Genomic DNA, 16710 nt, shown 5'->3' with positions numbered 1-16710 from the left:
TGTTATTCATATCGGATGGACTGCACCCCCAGAAAAAACGCTGACCCCAATGGTTGGGTTGTTCGCTCTCCGGATGACACCACCGAAGTAGTCGTACTCTTCGACGGCACTGGCGAATCCTCCGATACCCCGTTTCCTGGCTCGCCGTATGACAAATAAACACTTACATGACGCCTATAAAGATATCAATTCCATTAAACATTCATCCATTATGCAGTCGCCTATCTGAAAGAGCTGATTACAGTATTAACCGTTTCATCACGATCTTGTTTTCTTACTTAAAGGTACAAAATGAATTCATCTTTAAAGCCAACCAAAGCGTTCGTGTTCACATCGTGGGCGGCACTCGCGATTGCACTATGTGCCTATGCCGTCGGATTACTGAATGCCGATCTTCAGCTCAATGAAAAAGGCTACTATCTTGTTGTCATGCTCTTTGGCCTGTTCAGTGTGATCACTTTACAAAAGACGGTACGGGATGAAATGGAAGACATTAAAGTCACCAGCGCATATAAAATGCTGGTGATTGCCTGTGTGGCTATCGCCTGTGCGTTAATGGTCATTGGTCTGTGGAACGCCGATACACTGGCACTGAATGAAAAAGGCTTTTTTGCCATTGCATTTGTGCTCGGGCTGTTCAGCGCAATTGTGACTCAGAAAAATGTCCGTGATCTCTCTTATTTTGAACAAGAAACGCCTCATAACATTGCAAGTTCACCTTCAACGGAAACTGCCGATACTGCATCAGAAAAGCTGTAATAGTCTGTCTCTCAACTCTATCCCTCCCTGTTACGATCACAGGCAGCCCTCATGGCTGCCTGTGTTTTTGCTGCTTTTGGCTTAGTGACATTCTGGCCACACTCGCTGTATGCTTGCCTGACTCTTACATGTAGATGGATTTTCGTCAGGGACGCTTATGGATATTGATGCGCTGCGCAGCTTTCTCGCTTTTATCGATACAGGGAGTTTCACCCGAGCAGCAAAACAGACCTTCAGAACACAGTCTGCTATCAGTATGCAGATGAAAAAACTGGAACAGGAATTAGATAAATGCCTGTTTCAGCGTGAAGGTCGTCAATTGGTGCTGACTCACGAGGGGCAACAATTAGCAAGCTATGCCCGCCGACTGCTAAGCCTGCATGACGAGGCAGTATCCAGCCTGAAATCGAATACAAACACCCAACCTTTGCTGATCGGTTGCCCGGATGATTATGCTGAAACCTTGCTGCCGCACCTTGTTTTCCTGATTCGCGAACAACTTGGTCCGGTTCAGATACATGTCACCTGTGCATCCAGCGTGCGTTTAAGGCAACTGATGGATAAAGGCGAATTAGATGCCGCCATGCTGACACGCCATCCAGACTCGGAAGAAGGCCACTTTCTAATGCATGATCAGGGAGTGTGGTACGGCACATCGCAAACCGATTTACTTCATCGTCGTCCACTGCCCATTGCGCTTTTCCAGGCAGATTGTAAATTTCATGCGGCGGCGCTGGATGGTTTGATGAAACAGGAAATCAGCTTTGATCTGATCAGTTGCAGCAGCAGTGCAACAGCACAACGCGGTATGGTGCGGGCCGGACTGGCCATCGGGGCAATGGCACGAAGCAGTATGTCGTCGGATTTACGGGTTCTGAATGCCGATTGGCTGCCATCGCTGCCGAATATTGATATCGTGCTGGCACTGGCATCCCGGTCACAGTCCCGGCTGACGGCCCAGTATGCAAAGTCGATCAGCCATGCGTTTCAACGCAATCCGCCCGTGATTCCATGTGATTCACAGCCGATGGACAAACCTCACGGAATCACAATGATGAAAACTGCAATCAAATGTGAATAGCACTCGCCTGCCGGTTTATTTTGTGGCATTGTCCCGCGACAGAAAACTGTCATACGCACTAACCCGAAGATATCAAAACTATGCCCGATACCCAGCCTAAATGGATGTCACTACTGACTAAAATCACTGTCTACCTGTCGCTGCTGATGCTGGTCATTGGTGGCGGGCTCGCCTTGTACGCCATCGTGTACGGCCCCTAGTTTATCGACATACTTTACGGACCAATAATTGACGGGCCATAACTGGCCCGTATTACCTGAATTCTGATCAAACAGAGCAACGCTGACTACATTCTCATGCCGCCATCCACTTCCAGCACCCGCCCGGTAAAATAGTCATTTTCCAGAATAAATTTCACCGCATGAGCAATTTCTTTGGCCTGACCAACACGCTTTAACGGGATCATTTTCTCAAGCCTGTCTATCGCTTCCTGCGGCATTTGATCAGCCATTGCCGTTCTGACGACTCCCGGCGCGATAGCCGCGGCGCGAATGCCATAACGTCCCAACTCTTTTGCCCAGCAAACAGCCATAGTAGCTACTGCGGCTTTGGAAGCAGCATAGTTGGACTGACCAAAATTTCCGGCTCTGGCGACACTGGAAATATTAATAATCACCCCAGGCCGTTGCGTCTGGATCATACGGGCAGCAGCTTCACGCCCACAGAGAAAAGTCCCTGTACTGTTGACTGTCATCACGGCATTGAATTGCTCAAGGGACATTTTTGTTACTTCACCCTCTTTCACTTTTACCAGCAAGCCGTCACGCAGAATACCGGCATTGTTCACTAAGCCGTCCAACTGACCAAAATCGTCAATGATCTGATCGAATACCCGCTCAACCTGGCTTTCCTGAGTGACATCCGCTGCATAGGTCAACGCTTTGCTGCTTAACATCTGGCATTGAGTTCGCGTCTGCGCGAGGCCTTCCTGATTGAGATCTATCAAGGCCAGGTCAGCACCGGCCTGAGCCAGCGTCACGGCCATCATTTGCCCTAATCCCTGACCAGCACCGGTGATTGCAATCACAGCATTTCGTAGATCCATACTGATCTCCTTTCACTTTAATGTTGTTTTACTTCACCGTGATAAAACTCAAACAGGCTGGAAAAATCGCGCTGTTCATTGCCGTTCGCATTATGAAACGCATACAGATTGCGAGCCAGTGCTCCCATTGGCACAGACGTCTGACTTTGCAGTGCAGCATCCATACCTAATCCCAAATCTTTGAGCATCAGTTTACTCATAAACCCAGGCTGATAACCTTTACTGGCAGGTGCATTGTCCATCACCCCAGGACAAGGGTTGTAAAGCTCCAGTACCCAGTTACGGCCGGAGCTTTGCAGCATGATGTCCGACAGCACCTTGGGATTCAATCCGTTTTCCATGCCCAGATTAATCGCTTCACAGGCACCCGCCATTTGAACGGCCAGCATCAGGTTATTACAGATTTTTGCCATCTGCCCGGCACCGGCCGGTCCCGCATGAAAGATGTTTTTCCCTACATGCTGCAGAACCGCTTCGGCGCGATGAAAAGCTGAATCCGTTCCACCGACGATGAATGTCAGCGTACCGGCTTCTGCACCGGCAACACCGCCAGAGACAGGAGCATCAACAAACTCCAGCTGATGCTGCTGGGCATGGCTGGCCACTTCTTTTGCCGTTGCGGGATCAATAGTGGAAGAGTCAATCAGAAAAGTGCCGGATGAAACCAGATTGAACAGGCCGGCTTCAGGCTGTCCTTTTGGCCCCAGATAGACATCATGGACATGCTGACCTGCCGGCAGCATGGTGATCACGGTATCCGCTCCGGCCACTGCTTCTTTTAAAGAGGACGCCACCTTAGCCCCCTCTTTTTCCAGCTTACGAGCCGCATCAGTATTGATATCGTAAACATTGACGTGATAACCCGCGCTGAGTAAATTCCTCGCCATCGGGCTGCCCATGTTGCCTAATCCAATAAATGCTATTGCTGCCATAACACACTCCTGTTCAGACTCTGTAAGCACGGCTCTATGCGTTGGGTGCTGGTATTACTCTGCGCCTAAGTTGCGCAGCGGGTGATCATCATCACTCCACATGGGTGCAAAGAGATCATCAATCACGCTGCTATCTACTGCCGACACATTGGGGAAAATCCATTTCGGTTCGCCGCACTTATCAATCAATCGTGCCCGGACGCCTTCCTGAAACTCGCCCAGCATGCCGCAGCGAACAGATAAACCAAGCTCAAGGCGGAAACAATCAGCCAGAGAAAGGGCTTTGTAGTCCGTCATTTGCCGGTAGCAAATATGCGCCGTAACCGGACTGCCCTGTTTCAGGGTTGATTTCGCGGTTTCCAGCCAGGTACCTAAGCCGTCAATGGCCTGAATTTGCTGACAAATTTCGTTCAGGTCTCGCCCTACGCTGGCAGCCTGAATCTGAGGAAAGTACGGGATCATCTGGCTGGGCGGCCATGCTGGTTTCGCGGCTTCCGCTAATTGACCCAAACACGCTGTGACCGCCAGGTCTGATTCCCCAGCCTGCTGCCAGTCAATCGCCTGCAAACCGGAAAGCACGGCCTGTTTGTGCTCAGACAATAAAATGTAATCCGCCATTTTCAGATCGAGAGCATCGCTGGCATTCACACGTGCCCCCGTCAGTCCCAAGAACAGGCCAATGCCGGAAGGTAACTGATTCAGAAACCAGGTGCCGCCAACATCCGGATACAAGCCGATCGTGACTTCCGGCATCGCCAGTATACTGGTCGGGGTTACTACCCTGTGGCTCGCCCCCATATACAGGCCGATTCCGCCGCCCATCACAATGCCTTCACCCCATACGATGAGCGGTTTTTTGTACTGATGAATCTGATAATCACAGCGATACTCAACACTGAAATACTCAGTCAGAAAAGCTTCAGGCGATGCGCCGCTTTCGCCGGCCTGCTTGTGGGCATCGGCTTCAATCATGGCATGGTACATGGCGCGCACGTCACCGCCGGCGCAAAAGGCTTTGCTGTGCTCGCTGTGAAGAAAAACACACGCGATATTGCTGTCATTTTCCCAGTCAGCCAGTTGAATGCTTAACTGCTTGAGCATTGGCAGTGTCAGTGCATTCAGTGCTGCGGGGTTTTCCAGTGCCGCGACACCAATGCGGGAGCCGTCTGCGCATTCCAGCTCGTTAAATTTGATTGTTCCTGTCATGATCTCTCCATTCATGAATTCTCCATTCATGATCTTTCCATCCTGCGTGTCAGCCAGAACCATTGTGGCGGACACGACATCCAGTATTTCTGTATTATTCGTTTTTCCAGACAGGTGCACGTTTCTCCAGAAACGCATTCACCCCTTCTTGTTGATCGGCTGTATCAAACAGGCGGACAAAACGCTCCCTTTCCTGAATGAGCCCCTGATGTAAAGGCGCAAACCTTGCTTGCTGTATCAATGCCTTACAGGCTGTGACCGCTGTCGGGGACTGGTTAGCCACTTCCGCCGCCAGTTTCATTGCCGTCTCCAGCCCTTGCCCTGACGCCACCACTTCTTCAACCAGACGGATGTCCAGCGCCTGCGAGGCGCCCACCCGCTCACCACACAAAATCATACGTTTTGCCCAGCCTTCACCCACCAGCCAGGCCAGGTTCTGCGTACCACCAGCGCAAGGAAGCAGGCCAACACTGGCTTCAGGTAATGCCATCACCGCATGGGCCTCAGCAATGCGGATGTCGCAGGCTAACGCCACTTCAAGGCCACCGCCCATTGCATAACCGTTAATCGCAGCAATCGAGACACCCCGGTAGGACGACAATGTTTCAAAGGCCTGACCGAAGCAATAGGCCATGTCAGTTGCCACGCCTTTATCGCCGCTGGCAAAGAGTTTGAGATCGGCACCGGCAGAAAAGAATTTCTCACCTTTTCCCGTCAGCACCAAGGCATAAATGGATTTGTCTGCATTCAGTGCTTCGACCAGAGATTTCAGCTGATGAAGACTGTCTGCCGTCCAGGTGTTAGCTGGCGGATTATTCATGGTCAGTACTGCAACATGGCCATCAATCGTCACCTCAATCGGGCCGTTTGTTTGTGTCAGTGGGTGCATCATCCCGCCCTCTTTATCTTTAATTGCGTACTCTGTGATTACGTAGTTTGGGTAACTTCTTGCCTGTGGACTGAGCACAACGATTCAAAGCAGTGCAGTATCGTCGTTCAATAACCGGCGCGCGATGATCAAGCGCATGATTTCATTGGTTCCTTCCAGAATCTGATGTACCCGCACATCGCGGAAATGGCGTTCAATCGGATATTCCTGGATATAGCCATAGCCGCCATAGAGCTGCAACGCCTGATCACAGACCGCAAAACCCACATCGGTTGCAAAGCGTTTTGCCATGGCGCAATACGCCGTCGCTTCCGGATCGCCGCGATCCAGCTTGCTGGCGGCATATCGCACCAACTGACGGGCCGCCACCAGTTCAGTCGCCATATCGGCCAGTTTGAATTGCAGGGCCTGAAAGTGAGCCAACGGTTTGCCAAACTGTTTGCGCTCTGTCATGTACTGGCGAGCCAGATTCAGCGCCTGCTGCGCGGTACCCACGGAGCAGGTTGCTATGTTGATCCGGCCGCCATCCAGGCCTTTCATGGCGAATCTGAATCCCTGGCCTTCTTCACCTAACAGGTAATAAGCCGGAATCCGGACTTTATCGAATGTCACCGCGCGTGTTGGCTGGCTGTGCCAGCCCAGCTTAGGCTCTTTGCGGCCATAGCTGATGCCCTCAGCACCGGCCGGCACTATGAACGCCGAGATGCCGTCAGGCCCGGCTTCACCGGTTCGGGCCATCACAATCAGCAAGTCCGTATCTCCGGCACCGGAAATAAAGGCTTTAGCGCCAGAGATCTCATAATGATCCCCTATACGCACCGCCTTGGTCGTCAGCGATGCCGCATCAGAACCTGCGTTAGCTTCAGTCAGACAATAAGATCCGAGCCATTCACCGCAGCTCAGTTTCGGGCAGCATTCAGTTCTGGCCTGATCGGTCGCGAAACTGGCAACCATCCAGCTCACCATATTGTGTATCGTCATAAACGCTGTGGTCGAGGTGCAGCCCATTGCCAATTGCTCAAAGATGACGGAGGCATCCAGCCGATTCAGCCCCATGCCACCTTGCTCCGGCGGTGTATACAGGCTGAGAAATCCCATTTCACCGGCCTGACGCAACACATCCTTGGGGAAAGTAGAGGTTTCGTCCCAGCTGGCAGCCATAGGTAATAACTGCTCCCTGGCAAACTGACGTGCTGCTTCTTCAAAGGCACGCTGATCTTCATTGAGTTCAAAATCCATCGCTTACTCCGGCACAGGTAGTCATCAATGATCCATATTTATGGTCAGGTTAGGTCCTTTCGGGATGTCGTCATCAAACCACCGCGCTGTCACCGTTTTGGTCTCGGTGTAAAAACGGACGGCCTGCTTGCCATAAGCATGTAAGTCACCATAGAAACTGCCGCGCCAGCCCGTGAATGAAAAGAAAGGCAATGGCACAGGAATCGGCACATTGATACCCACCTGACCAACCTGAATCTCATGCTGAAACTTGCGCGCCGCCGCGCCGTTGGCGGTGAAAATAGACGTCCCGTTTCCGTAAGGGTTGTTATTGATGAGTGCAATCGCTTCTTCAAGCGAAGCCGCTTCGACACAGACCAGCACAGGACCAAAAATTTCCTCGCGGTAAATGCTCATTTCCGGGGTGACGCCACTGAATAACGTCGGCCCGACCCAGTTACCATTCGGGTAATCTTTCACTGTGCATTCAGTACCATCCAGCTCGCACACCGCCCCTTGCGCTTTGCCTTCCTGAATCAGTCGCAGTACCCGCGTTTTGGCCTCCGCGCTGATCAGAGGACCGTAAGCGGCATCTTCCTCATCCCAGCCGCCGGGCTTCATGGCTGCCATGGCTTCTTTCAGTTCGGGAATCCAGGCTTTTGCGCCGTCAACAAACACGGCAACCGAAATTGCCATACAACGTTGACCAGCCGCCCCGACGGACGCCCCCACCAGATTGTTGATCACCTGTTCTTTGTTCGCATCAGGCATGACAACCAGATGGTTCTTCGCACCCGCGAACGCCTGAACACGTTTCAGATTGTGTGTACCGGTTTGATAGATATAGCGTGCGACCGGCACTGAGCCGACAAAAGACACAGTACGGATATCCGGATGTTCCAGCAGATGATCAACCTGGGCTTTGCGGCCATGTACGACCTGCAGCACACCGGGAGGCGCACCGGCTTGTTCGAACAATTCAGCCAGCCTGACTGATGTCAGAGGCACCTGATCGGAAGGTTTAAGGATGAAGGTATTACCGGCAGCGATAGCCAGAGGGAACATCCACAGCGGGATCATGGCCGGGAAGTTGAACGGCGTAATACCGCTGCAAACACCCAGTGGCTGAATCAGAGAGTAAGTATCGATGTTAGTGGCGACATTTTCAGTGGTTTCACCCATCATCAGGCTGGCGATGTTTGCCGCCTGCTCAACCACTTCAATCCCGCGCCAGACATCCCCTTTGGCGTCGGCAAGAATTTTGCCGGTTTCACTGGAGAGCAAACAGGCCAATTCATCATGGTGTGCTTTGAGCAGTTGCTGGTAACTCAGCATCAGTCTGGCCCGTTCAGGCACGGGTACAGTTTTCCATTTCTCAAAGGTGGCTTTGGCACTGGCGATGGCTTTATCGATCTCGGATGTCAGCGCGCAAGGCAGATGGGCGATGACCTCGTTGGTCGCGGGGTTAGTCACATCAATCCATTCATCTGACTGCGACTGGCAAAATTTTCCTTCAATAAACAGAGGTACTTTCTCAATCATTTTCACGTCCTCTCACCTGTCTTTCCATAGCTGGCGTCACCGCTGCCAGGCACGAATGTTACTGAGCCGGTAATTCAATTGCGATTGCTGTGGCTTCCCCGCCACCAATACATAACGAGGCAATACCTTTGCAGACGGCGCCGTCTTCCTGCTGTTGTCGCCGAAGGGCATGTATCAGGCTGACGATGATTCGGGCGCCACTGGCCCCTATCGGATGCCCCAGGGCACAAGCGCCGCCATGAATATTGACCTTGTCGGCATTTAAATGCAGTTCACGCACCGCAATTTGCGTAACGACCGCAAACGCTTCATTGATTTCCCACAGATCCACCTCATCGACTGACCAGTTCAGACGATCCAGCAACTGACGGATGGCGTCTACCGGTGCCAGGGTAAATTCAGACGGCAGGCGTGCATGGGTTGTCTGACCGCGAATGATCGCTATGGGCGATAAACCATGATGGCGGGCAGTTTCACTGTCCATCATCAGCAACGCGGCTGCGCCATCGGCAATGGAGCTGGAATTAGCGGCAGTCACTGTGCCGTCTCTGGCAAATACCGGCTTAAGCTGCGGGATCTTTGCCGGATCGACTTCATTGGGGTGTTCATCGGTTTTCACCAGATGCTCCCCGCGACGATCCGCCACCACCACCGGGCAGGTTTCCTGATCAAACCAGCCATGCTCTATCGCCAGACGCGCCCGCTCTACTGACATTGCAGCCCAGTCATCCATGTCTTCGCGGCTAAATTGCATCGCATCGGCAATCTGCTGTGCATACACGCCCATCAGTTCGCCTTCGTAAGCATCCTGTAAACCATCCAGAAAAATGTGGTCTTCCGTTGTCTGATGCCCGAGGCGAAAACCGCCCCTTGCCTGCCGGAGAAGATACGGTGCATTGGTCATGCTTTCCATGCCTCCGGCCACCGCAGTGTGAATACTGCCGGCACGGATCATATCCGCAGCCAGCATCACGGTTTTCATCCCGGATCCGCACACTTTATTTACTGTCACGCAGCCTGTAGAAATGGGTAAACCGGCATTCAGTGCCGCCTGACGGGCCGGCGCCTGACCACAGCCGGCCGGCAGTACACAGCCCATCAGCACTTCGTCAATGTTCAGACCATCGGGCTGATCGGGGGCTAATTCATCGGCGAAAATACCAATGCTTTCCAGTGCGCCTTTTATCGCATACGCCCCCAGTGTTGTTGCCGACAAAGAAGAAAACTGCCCCTGAAAACTGCCCAGAGGAGTTCGCTTGGCAGACACTATCCAGACTTCCTTTTCCGGTTGCTGAGACTCGCCGCGTTGGGGTGCGGCTGTCTTGGTGGTGGTTTCCATTACCCGGCTCCACTTTTCTTGACGTTTACGTAAGCATAGCACTAACATTTACGTAAACGTTAAGAAACAAAACAACAACAGTATCACTTCTATTTGGTTGATAGGCGTACAGAATTGTTGCCATGATGCCGGCCTGGCCAGCGTTCTGACTCCACTCTGTGACAGTCGGTTATTCAGTCCCGCTTAATCCGCAACGAGAGGACAGCAGCGTGGTGAACACCTTTAAGATCAGTGAACTTGCCAAAGAGTTTGGTATCACCACCCGCAGCATTCGTTTTTATGAAGATGTGGGGCTGCTCCAGCCAGACAGAGAAGGTGCCATACGCATCTATCAGCGGCGGGACAAAACACGGCTGAAATTAATTCTACGCGGAAAGCGACTGGGTTTTTCGCTGGCCGAAATCCGCGAGCTGTTTGACCTGTACGATACCAACCAAAGTGACGGCCAATTGCGGCAAATGATCACAATGATCGACGAAAAACAGCACAAACTTCAACGCCAGTTAGACGACATTAAGGTTGTCATGGAAGAACTGAACGCCGCCAAAAGCCGATGTAAACTGGCACTGAACGGTAAAACGAAAGAAAAATAGCCCGTTGGCTAATCGCCAACTGAGCATCACGACATCTTGTTGAGAATACAGCCGTTTCTCAGGACCAGTCCGGTTACCGGATAAAGGAGATCCTATGAAAGACCTGTTTACCCCGCTCAACTTTGGCCTCGGTGAAACACTGGATATGCTACGCGATCACGTCAACCACTTCGCCGCCGATGCCATTGCTCCCATTGCCGGACAAATTGACAAAGACAACCAGTTTCCCTCCCACTTATGGGCTGCGCTGGGTGAAATGGGTTTGCTGGGGGTGACTGTCAGTGAAGAATTTGGCGGGGCTGGTATGGGCTATCTGGCGCATGTGGTCGCCATGGAGGAAATCAGCAGGGCTTCGGCCTCGGTCGGGCTCAGTTACGGCGCACATTCCAACCTGTGTGTGAATCAGATTTTCCGCAATGGCACCCAGGCGCAGAAAGAAAAATATCTGCCTGGCCTCATCAGTGGTGAGCAGGTCGGTGCTCTGGCTATGAGTGAAGCCAACGCGGGTTCCGATGTGGTCAGCATGCAGCTCAGGGCAGACCAAAAAGACGATCGCTACATTCTGAACGGCAACAAAATGTGGATCACCAATGGACCGGATGCCCATACCTTTGTCGTGTACGCAAAAACCGATCCCCAGGCAGGGTCGAAAGGCATCAGCGCCTTTATCATTGAACGTGGCTTTCCCGGTTTCACCCGCGCCCAGAAGCTCGACAAATTAGGTATGCGCGGCTCCAACACCTGTGAACTGGTGTTTACCGACTGCGAAGTGCCGGCGGAGAACCTGCTGGGCCCGCTCAATAAAGGCGTCGAAGTGCTGATGAGCGGCCTGGACTACGAACGCGTGGTGCTGGCTGCCGGGCCGCTGGGTATTATGCGAGCCTGTCTGGATGTCTGCCTGCCCTATATCCACGACAGAAAACAATTCGGAAAATCCATCGGGGAATTCCAGCTGGTACAAGCCAAAATCGCGGATATGTACACGCGTATGAACGCAGCCCGTGCCTATGTTTACACTGTGGCTGCGGCCTGTGATCGCGGAGAAACCACTCGCCAGGATGCCGCGGGCGTCATTCTTTACTGCGCTGAACTGGCCACTCAGATGGCGCTGGATGCGATACAACTGCTGGGCGGAAACGGCTATATCAACGAGTTTCCTGCTGGTCGCCTGCTGCGGGACGCCAAGCTGTATGAAATTGGTGCAGGTACATCGGAAATTCGTCGCATGCTGATCGGCCGGGAGTTATTTGAGCAAAGCCGTTAAACAGGATTTTAACGACTATCGCAAAAGACAGTCGCCAGAACACAGTCACCAAAAGACAGTTAACAGGGACACGGCATCATGGCAATCATAGACAGTCATATCCAGACACATGACTCACAGTTCCGGCACAACCAGCAAGCCATGGCTGAGCTGGTCGATGATCTTCACACGCGCCTTGCCCTTCAGTTGCAGGGCGGCGGCCAGGACGCGCAGGCCAGGCAACGCAAAAAAGGCAAACTCCCCGTCAGAGAACGTATCGACAGTTTGCTGGATTCAGGCAGCCCCTTTCTTGAAATCGGCCAGTTTGCGGCCTGGGAAGTCTATGATGAAGCCATACCCTGTGCGGGCGTTGTTGCCGGTATTGGCCGCGTGTCTGGCGCAGATGTGATGATCATCGCCAACGACCCGAGCGTTAAAGGGGGCACCTATTACCCGATCACGGTGAAAAAGCATTTACGGGCACAGGAAATTGCCGAGCGCTGCCACTTGCCCTGTCTGTATCTGGTGGACTCGGGCGGCGCTAACCTTCCCCATCAGGCTGAAGTCTTTCCGGACAAAGATCACTTCGGGCGGATCTTCTTTAATCAGGCCAGAATGTCGGCCAAAGGGATCCCGCAGATTGCCATCGTCCTTGGCTTGTGTACGGCAGGCGGTGCTTATGTGCCTGCCATGGCCGATGTCGCCATTATGGTAAAAAATCAGGGCACCATTTTTCTGGCAGGTCCGCCATTGGTAAAAGCAGCCACCGGTGAAGATGTCAGCGCGGAAGAACTGGGTGGGGCCGATGTGCACTGTAAAACATCCGGCGTTGCTGATTATTACGCCGATGATGAGCGCCACGCTCTGGCATTAGCCAGACAGGCGGTCGCCAGCTGTCACCGCCCTGTGTCAGTGACTGAGCAGCCAGCTTCTGCTCTGCCCCCCCGATACCCTGCCAGCGATCTCTACGGCATTGTCGGCACCGATCTGCGCAAACAAATTGATGTCCGTGAAGTCATCGCCCGGCTGGTCGATGGGTCAGATTTTGATGAATTCAAAGCCCTGTACGGCGAAACCCTGGTCTGCGGATTTGCACGTTTACACGGATATCCCATCGGCATTGTTGCCAACAACGGCATTCTGTTTTCTGAATCCGCGCAAAAAGGGGCGCACTTCATTCAGCTTTGTTGCCAGCGCAACATCCCGCTGTTATTTCTGCAAAACATCACTGGATTTATGGTCGGAAAAAAATATGAAGCGGAAGGTATCGCCAAGCATGGTGCCAAAATGGTGATGGCGGTTGCCTGTGCCAATGTGCCGAAATTCACTGTCATCATCGGAGGGTCATACGGCGCAGGTAACTATGGCATGTGCGGCCGTGCTTATGATCCCACTATGATTTGGATGTGGCCAAACGCCCGGATATCCGTGATGGGCGGTGATCAGGCAGCCGGTGTACTGGCTCAGGTCACGCGGGACAGCAAACAGCGTCATGGCGAGACATGGTCGGCTGAAGAGGAAGAAGCCTTCAAAGCCCCGATTAAAGCACGGTATGAAAAAGAAGGATCACCGTATTTTGCCAGTGCACGCCTGTGGGATGACGGCATTATCGATCCCGCGCAAACCCGGGATGTACTCGGTATGGCGTTGCAAGCGGCAGCCAATGCGCCTGTTGAAAGCACGAAATTTGGCATATTCCGAATGTAACAGCCGACGACTGTGAGGATGGATCATGACCTCTAAAATTACCCCGGTATTTCAATACAGCGATACCGCAGAAATTCTCCATGCGACAGCCAGTGACCCTGTGCTCTGTACTATCAGCCGTCAGGGGATTGCCACACTCACACTGAATCGCCCGGATAAAGCGAACGCCTTTGATGACCAGCTGATTGCGGCAATCCGGCATTATCTTCAGCAATTGGCGAGTCATTCAGAGGTCTCCGTGCTGGTGTTGCGCGCAGCGGGAAAACATTTCTCGGCCGGTGCTGATTTGCGCTGGATGAAAGCCATGGCCCGGAAAAAACGCCATGACAATCTGAACGACGCGCAGGCACTGGCCTTTTTGATGAATGAACTGGATACCTTCCCCCATCCGACCATTGCCCTGGTGCAGGGTTCGGCGTTTGGCGGCGCACTGGGCCTGATCTGCTGTTGCGATATTGCCCTGGGCAATCAGGATGCGCGCTTTTCTCTCAGCGAAGTAAAACTCGGACTCATCCCGGCAACCATTGCTCCCTATGTCTGCCGCACCATAGGACAACGGCAGGCCAGACGGCTGATGCTGACCGCTGAAACCATGAATGCTGACATGGCGCATCAGCTTGGCATACTTCATGAGGTCAGTCGTAATGTCAGTGCCAATGACAGTGGCGCAGACACGGATAACTCTACCGGCTCTGGAACCTTGGAAAACCTGCTGCAACTGACCCTCAACCGCTTGCTGGCGAACAGTCCGGCGGCGATGACTCAGGTCAAAACCCTGTGCAAGCTTTGCGAACAGCAGCCAATTGATGCAGCCCTTATCCGGCAAACCAGCGAAATGATCGCCGATATTCGCGTTTCCTCTCAGGGACAGGAAGGACTGAACGCTTTTTTTGATAAACGTCGCCCAGCCTGGGTGAAACACAGCACCTCAGGGCAAGGAGAGCACAATGAGTAAACCAGGCGATTTGCTGCACCCCGTTTCCGAGCATCCGGCTCTGCACGCCCAGCACACTGCTGTAAGCGAAATGGACAGTGCGCAGACCCCCATTCGTCGCTTGCTGATTGCCAATCGGGGAGAAATTGCCTGTCGGGTAATTCACTCCGCCAAGTTAATGGGGATAACCACTATCGCGGTATATTCTGATGCCGATCGCCATGCCAAACATGTCAATATGGCGGACGAGGCGATATATCTCGGCCCATCCCCTGCGCTGGATTCCTATCTCGCCATTGATAAACTGATCAAAGCCGCTTCAGCCACCCAGGCTGACGCTGTTCATCCGGGCTACGGCTTTCTCTCGGAAAATGTGGCGTTTGCCAAGGCCTGCCAGCAGCATGGCATTATCTTTGTCGGGCCATGCCCGGATGCTATGGCGGCCATGAGCTCAAAATCAGATGCTAAAGCCATCATGGAAACGGCTGGCGTCCCCCTGTTACCCGGATACCATGGCGATGACGACAGCCTTGAAAATTTAACCACCGAGGCAGCACGCATAGGTTTTCCTGTCATCCTCAAACCGGCGCTGGGCGGTGGTGGTAAAGGGATGAAAATCGTGCGCCAGCAGAGCGATCTCGCCGAGGCCGTGCTGTCAGCGAAACGGGAGGCAAAATCCGCTTTTGGCGATGACAGATTACTGTTAGAAAAATACCTGACCGAGCCCCGTCATATCGAAGTCCAGGTTTTTGCCGATCAGCACGGCCACTGTGTTTATCTCTCAGATCGTGACTGCTCTGTCCAGCGACGCCACCAGAAAATTATTGAGGAAGCCCCAGCACCCGGCCTCAGCGACTCACTGCGCCAGCATATGGGCGAAGCGGCGGTTCAGGCCGCACAAGCCATCGACTATGTCGGAGCCGGTACTGTCGAATTTCTGTATGACGCCCGACAGCAAACCTATTTCTTCATGGAAATGAACACCCGATTACAAGTTGAGCACCCGGTTACTGAGATGATCACAGGGCAGGATTTGGTGCAATGGCAGATCCGGGTAGCCGAAGGCAGGCCTTTGCCGCTTACCCAGTCTGAGATCCGTCATCAGGGGCATGCCGTGGAAGCCAGGCTGTATGCTGAAGACACGCAGCAAGACTTTCTGCCGGCCTCAGGTCTGGTTCACTTTCTCAGCGAGCCGGAATCAGGCGCGTTTTCTGTCGGTAAAGCGCAAGCGATCCGCTCACGTATCGACAGTGGCATCGCGCAAGGTGACACTGTCACTACTTATTACGACCCTATGCTGGCGAAAGTCATTGCCTGGGGTGAAGACAGGGCTTCTGCTATCCATCAGTTACAGTTTGTCTTGTCTCAGTACCAGATTGGCGGTGTTGCCACCAATATCCAGTATCTGCAGCGGATTCTGGCCCACCCTTCTTTCACTCAGGGCCAACTGACCACACATTTCATCGAGCATTATCAGGATTCCCTGCAGGCAGCGGCTGCCAGCCTTATCAATGTACAAACACCGGACGGCGCTGAATATCAGTTACCCCGAAATCTGGTGCTCAGTGCCGCCAGTCTGTGCGTGATTCAGAACGATACCGACCACCAGTCCGGCTGGCGGCTGAACCAAGCAGCACAACAGCTGATCACTCTATATGATACAGAAATGGCGGCCAACACTTTCAGCTTCGTCACAGACAAAGACGATCACCATCATGTATTACTTACCCACTGTTCAGTGGCCCGAACGCAGCATACTGACAGTGAAGAACTGGTGTTATCCCCGCTGTCCCTGCGCTTGCTGTCGACAAGATCCGTTCAGCATGTCACGGACGTCACGCTTGAGGTCGAAGGGAGACGCGAACATGTCCGTCTGGTATTCGATAGTGCTGCACAGACTGTATTGACCTTCACCGGACAGGAACAGTACGCTTATCAGCTTCGGCCGACCTTTGGCCCGCATGAGTCCGGCGCTAAAGACAGTCCGACGGCGCCGTTAAATGGCATAGTGGTTGACGTGCTGTGCCAGCCGGGAGACAAGGTAAACAAAGATCAGGGACTGATTGTGATTGAAGCCATGAAGATGGAATACACAGTGCGCGCCCCCCATCAAGGCCAGGTGTTGTCCGTATTGGCGAGCACAGGTGATCAGGTACAGCATGGCCAGGAGCTGGTTCAGCTCAGCCCGGCCACCGATTCAGCCGATTGAAACCAGAGTGTGT

At 53.0% G+C, this 16710-nt stretch carries 15 protein-coding genes; 8 read left to right on the top strand and 7 right to left on the bottom strand.

Going from position 1 to position 16710, the window contains the following annotated elements:
• Positions 1-291 precede the first annotated feature (291 nt).
• The 3 genes from yiaA (at position 292) to L6J37_RS10855 (ending at position 2040) form a co-directional block, all read left to right on the top strand.
• Positions 292-759 carry an inner membrane protein YiaA gene (gene yiaA, locus L6J37_RS10865; protein ID WP_237795081.1) on the top strand — a complete coding sequence of 156 codons (468 nt, stop codon included), beginning with the start codon at positions 292-294 and terminating at the stop codon, positions 757-759.
• A 157-nt stretch (positions 760-916) separates the two neighbouring features.
• Positions 917-1840: a LysR family transcriptional regulator gene (locus L6J37_RS10860; protein WP_237795079.1), complete on the top strand. Its 924-nt coding sequence runs from the start codon at positions 917-919 to the stop codon at positions 1838-1840.
• A gap of 80 nt (positions 1841-1920) precedes the next feature.
• Complete coding sequence (locus L6J37_RS10855) at positions 1921-2040, top strand: 3-ketoacyl-ACP reductase (RefSeq protein ID WP_225444986.1); 120 nt, start codon at positions 1921-1923, stop codon at positions 2038-2040.
• An 86-nt stretch (positions 2041-2126) separates the two neighbouring features.
• Here the strand turns inward: L6J37_RS10855 and L6J37_RS10850 are convergent, their stop codons facing one another.
• The 7 genes from L6J37_RS10850 to L6J37_RS10820 form a co-directional block, all read right to left on the bottom strand.
• Positions 2127-2885, bottom strand: a complete 759-nt coding sequence (locus L6J37_RS10850) for an SDR family oxidoreductase (RefSeq protein ID WP_218385799.1) — start codon at positions 2883-2885, stop codon at positions 2127-2129.
• A gap of 17 nt (positions 2886-2902) precedes the next feature.
• On the bottom strand, positions 2903-3817 hold the full coding sequence (gene mmsB / locus L6J37_RS10845; RefSeq protein ID WP_237795076.1) for a 3-hydroxyisobutyrate dehydrogenase: 915 nt from the start codon (positions 3815-3817) through the stop codon (positions 2903-2905).
• Between the two features lie 54 nt (positions 3818-3871).
• Positions 3872-5023 (bottom strand): enoyl-CoA hydratase/isomerase family protein, encoded by a 1152-nt coding sequence (locus L6J37_RS10840; protein ID WP_237795074.1) that lies wholly within the window; start codon positions 5021-5023, stop codon positions 3872-3874.
• Positions 5024-5117: 94 nt separating this feature from the next.
• A complete protein-coding gene (locus tag L6J37_RS10835) occupies positions 5118-5912 on the bottom strand; it encodes an enoyl-CoA hydratase (RefSeq protein ID WP_192014517.1) in 795 nt (264 codons plus the stop codon).
• Between the two features lie 84 nt (positions 5913-5996).
• Positions 5997-7151 (bottom strand): acyl-CoA dehydrogenase family protein, encoded by a 1155-nt coding sequence (locus tag L6J37_RS10830; protein ID WP_192013636.1) that lies wholly within the window; start codon positions 7149-7151, stop codon positions 5997-5999.
• Between the two features lie 24 nt (positions 7152-7175).
• Complete coding sequence (locus L6J37_RS10825; RefSeq protein WP_192013634.1) at positions 7176-8672, bottom strand: CoA-acylating methylmalonate-semialdehyde dehydrogenase; 1497 nt, start codon at positions 8670-8672, stop codon at positions 7176-7178.
• 58 nt (positions 8673-8730) lie between these two features.
• Complete coding sequence (locus tag L6J37_RS10820; protein WP_237795072.1) at positions 8731-10011, bottom strand: thiolase family protein; 1281 nt, start codon at positions 10009-10011, stop codon at positions 8731-8733.
• A 212-nt stretch (positions 10012-10223) separates the two neighbouring features.
• Between L6J37_RS10820 and L6J37_RS10815 the strand changes: the two genes are divergently transcribed.
• The 5 genes from L6J37_RS10815 (at position 10224) to L6J37_RS10795 (ending at position 16697) form a co-directional block, all read left to right on the top strand.
• The gene (locus tag L6J37_RS10815; RefSeq protein WP_303457559.1) at positions 10224-10604 is read left to right on the top strand and encodes a MerR family transcriptional regulator; all 381 of its coding nucleotides are present in this window, start codon (positions 10224-10226) and stop codon (positions 10602-10604) included.
• A 94-nt stretch (positions 10605-10698) separates the two neighbouring features.
• Positions 10699-11868, top strand: a complete 1170-nt coding sequence (locus L6J37_RS10810; protein WP_237795070.1) for an isovaleryl-CoA dehydrogenase — start codon at positions 10699-10701, stop codon at positions 11866-11868.
• Positions 11869-11946: 78 nt separating this feature from the next.
• Positions 11947-13554 (top strand): carboxyl transferase domain-containing protein, encoded by a 1608-nt coding sequence (locus L6J37_RS10805; RefSeq protein WP_237795069.1) that lies wholly within the window; start codon positions 11947-11949, stop codon positions 13552-13554.
• Positions 13555-13579: 25 nt separating this feature from the next.
• A complete protein-coding gene (locus L6J37_RS10800) occupies positions 13580-14509 on the top strand; it encodes an enoyl-CoA hydratase-related protein (RefSeq protein ID WP_237795068.1) in 930 nt (309 codons plus the stop codon).
• A 70-nt stretch (positions 14510-14579) separates the two neighbouring features.
• The gene (locus L6J37_RS10795) at positions 14580-16697 is read left to right on the top strand and encodes an ATP-binding protein (RefSeq protein WP_237795099.1); all 2118 of its coding nucleotides are present in this window, start codon (positions 14580-14582) and stop codon (positions 16695-16697) included.
• Positions 16698-16710 lie beyond the last annotated feature (13 nt).

Origin of the sequence: Photobacterium sp. WH77 (assembly GCF_022014395.1) — a bacterium.
GTDB classification, from domain to species: domain Bacteria; phylum Pseudomonadota; class Gammaproteobacteria; order Enterobacterales; family Vibrionaceae; genus Photobacterium; species Photobacterium arenosum.
This window is presented reverse-complemented; position numbering and strand designations above follow the sequence as displayed.

What these genes read in the sequence shown, in the direction of transcription:
- L6J37_RS10860 (WP_237795079.1), top strand. Translation starts at nt 917, where the DNA reads ATGGATATTGATGCGCTGCGCAGCTTTCTCGCTTTTATCGATACAGGG.
- L6J37_RS10800 (WP_237795068.1), top strand. Translation starts at nt 13,580, where the DNA reads ATGACCTCTAAAATTACCCCGGTATTTCAATACAGCGATACCGCAGAA.
- L6J37_RS10835 (WP_192014517.1), bottom strand. Translation starts at nt 5,912, where the DNA reads ATGCACCCACTGACACAAACAAACGGCCCGATTGAGGTGACGATTGAT.
- L6J37_RS10830 (WP_192013636.1), bottom strand. Translation starts at nt 7,151, where the DNA reads ATGGATTTTGAACTCAATGAAGATCAGCGTGCCTTTGAAGAAGCAGCA.
- mmsB (WP_237795076.1), bottom strand. Translation starts at nt 3,817, where the DNA reads ATGGCAGCAATAGCATTTATTGGATTAGGCAACATGGGCAGCCCGATG.
- yiaA (WP_237795081.1), top strand. Translation starts at nt 292, where the DNA reads ATGAATTCATCTTTAAAGCCAACCAAAGCGTTCGTGTTCACATCGTGG.
- L6J37_RS10855 (WP_225444986.1), top strand. Translation starts at nt 1,921, where the DNA reads ATGCCCGATACCCAGCCTAAATGGATGTCACTACTGACTAAAATCACT.
- L6J37_RS10805 (WP_237795069.1), top strand. Translation starts at nt 11,947, where the DNA reads ATGGCAATCATAGACAGTCATATCCAGACACATGACTCACAGTTCCGG.
- L6J37_RS10795 (WP_237795099.1), top strand. Translation starts at nt 14,580, where the DNA reads ATGGACAGTGCGCAGACCCCCATTCGTCGCTTGCTGATTGCCAATCGG.
- L6J37_RS10820 (WP_237795072.1), bottom strand. Translation starts at nt 10,011, where the DNA reads ATGGAAACCACCACCAAGACAGCCGCACCCCAACGCGGCGAGTCTCAG.
- L6J37_RS10810 (WP_237795070.1), top strand. Translation starts at nt 10,699, where the DNA reads ATGAAAGACCTGTTTACCCCGCTCAACTTTGGCCTCGGTGAAACACTG.
- L6J37_RS10825 (WP_192013634.1), bottom strand. Translation starts at nt 8,672, where the DNA reads ATGATTGAGAAAGTACCTCTGTTTATTGAAGGAAAATTTTGCCAGTCG.
- L6J37_RS10850 (WP_218385799.1), bottom strand. Translation starts at nt 2,885, where the DNA reads ATGGATCTACGAAATGCTGTGATTGCAATCACCGGTGCTGGTCAGGGA.
- L6J37_RS10840 (WP_237795074.1), bottom strand. Translation starts at nt 5,023, where the DNA reads ATGACAGGAACAATCAAATTTAACGAGCTGGAATGCGCAGACGGCTCC.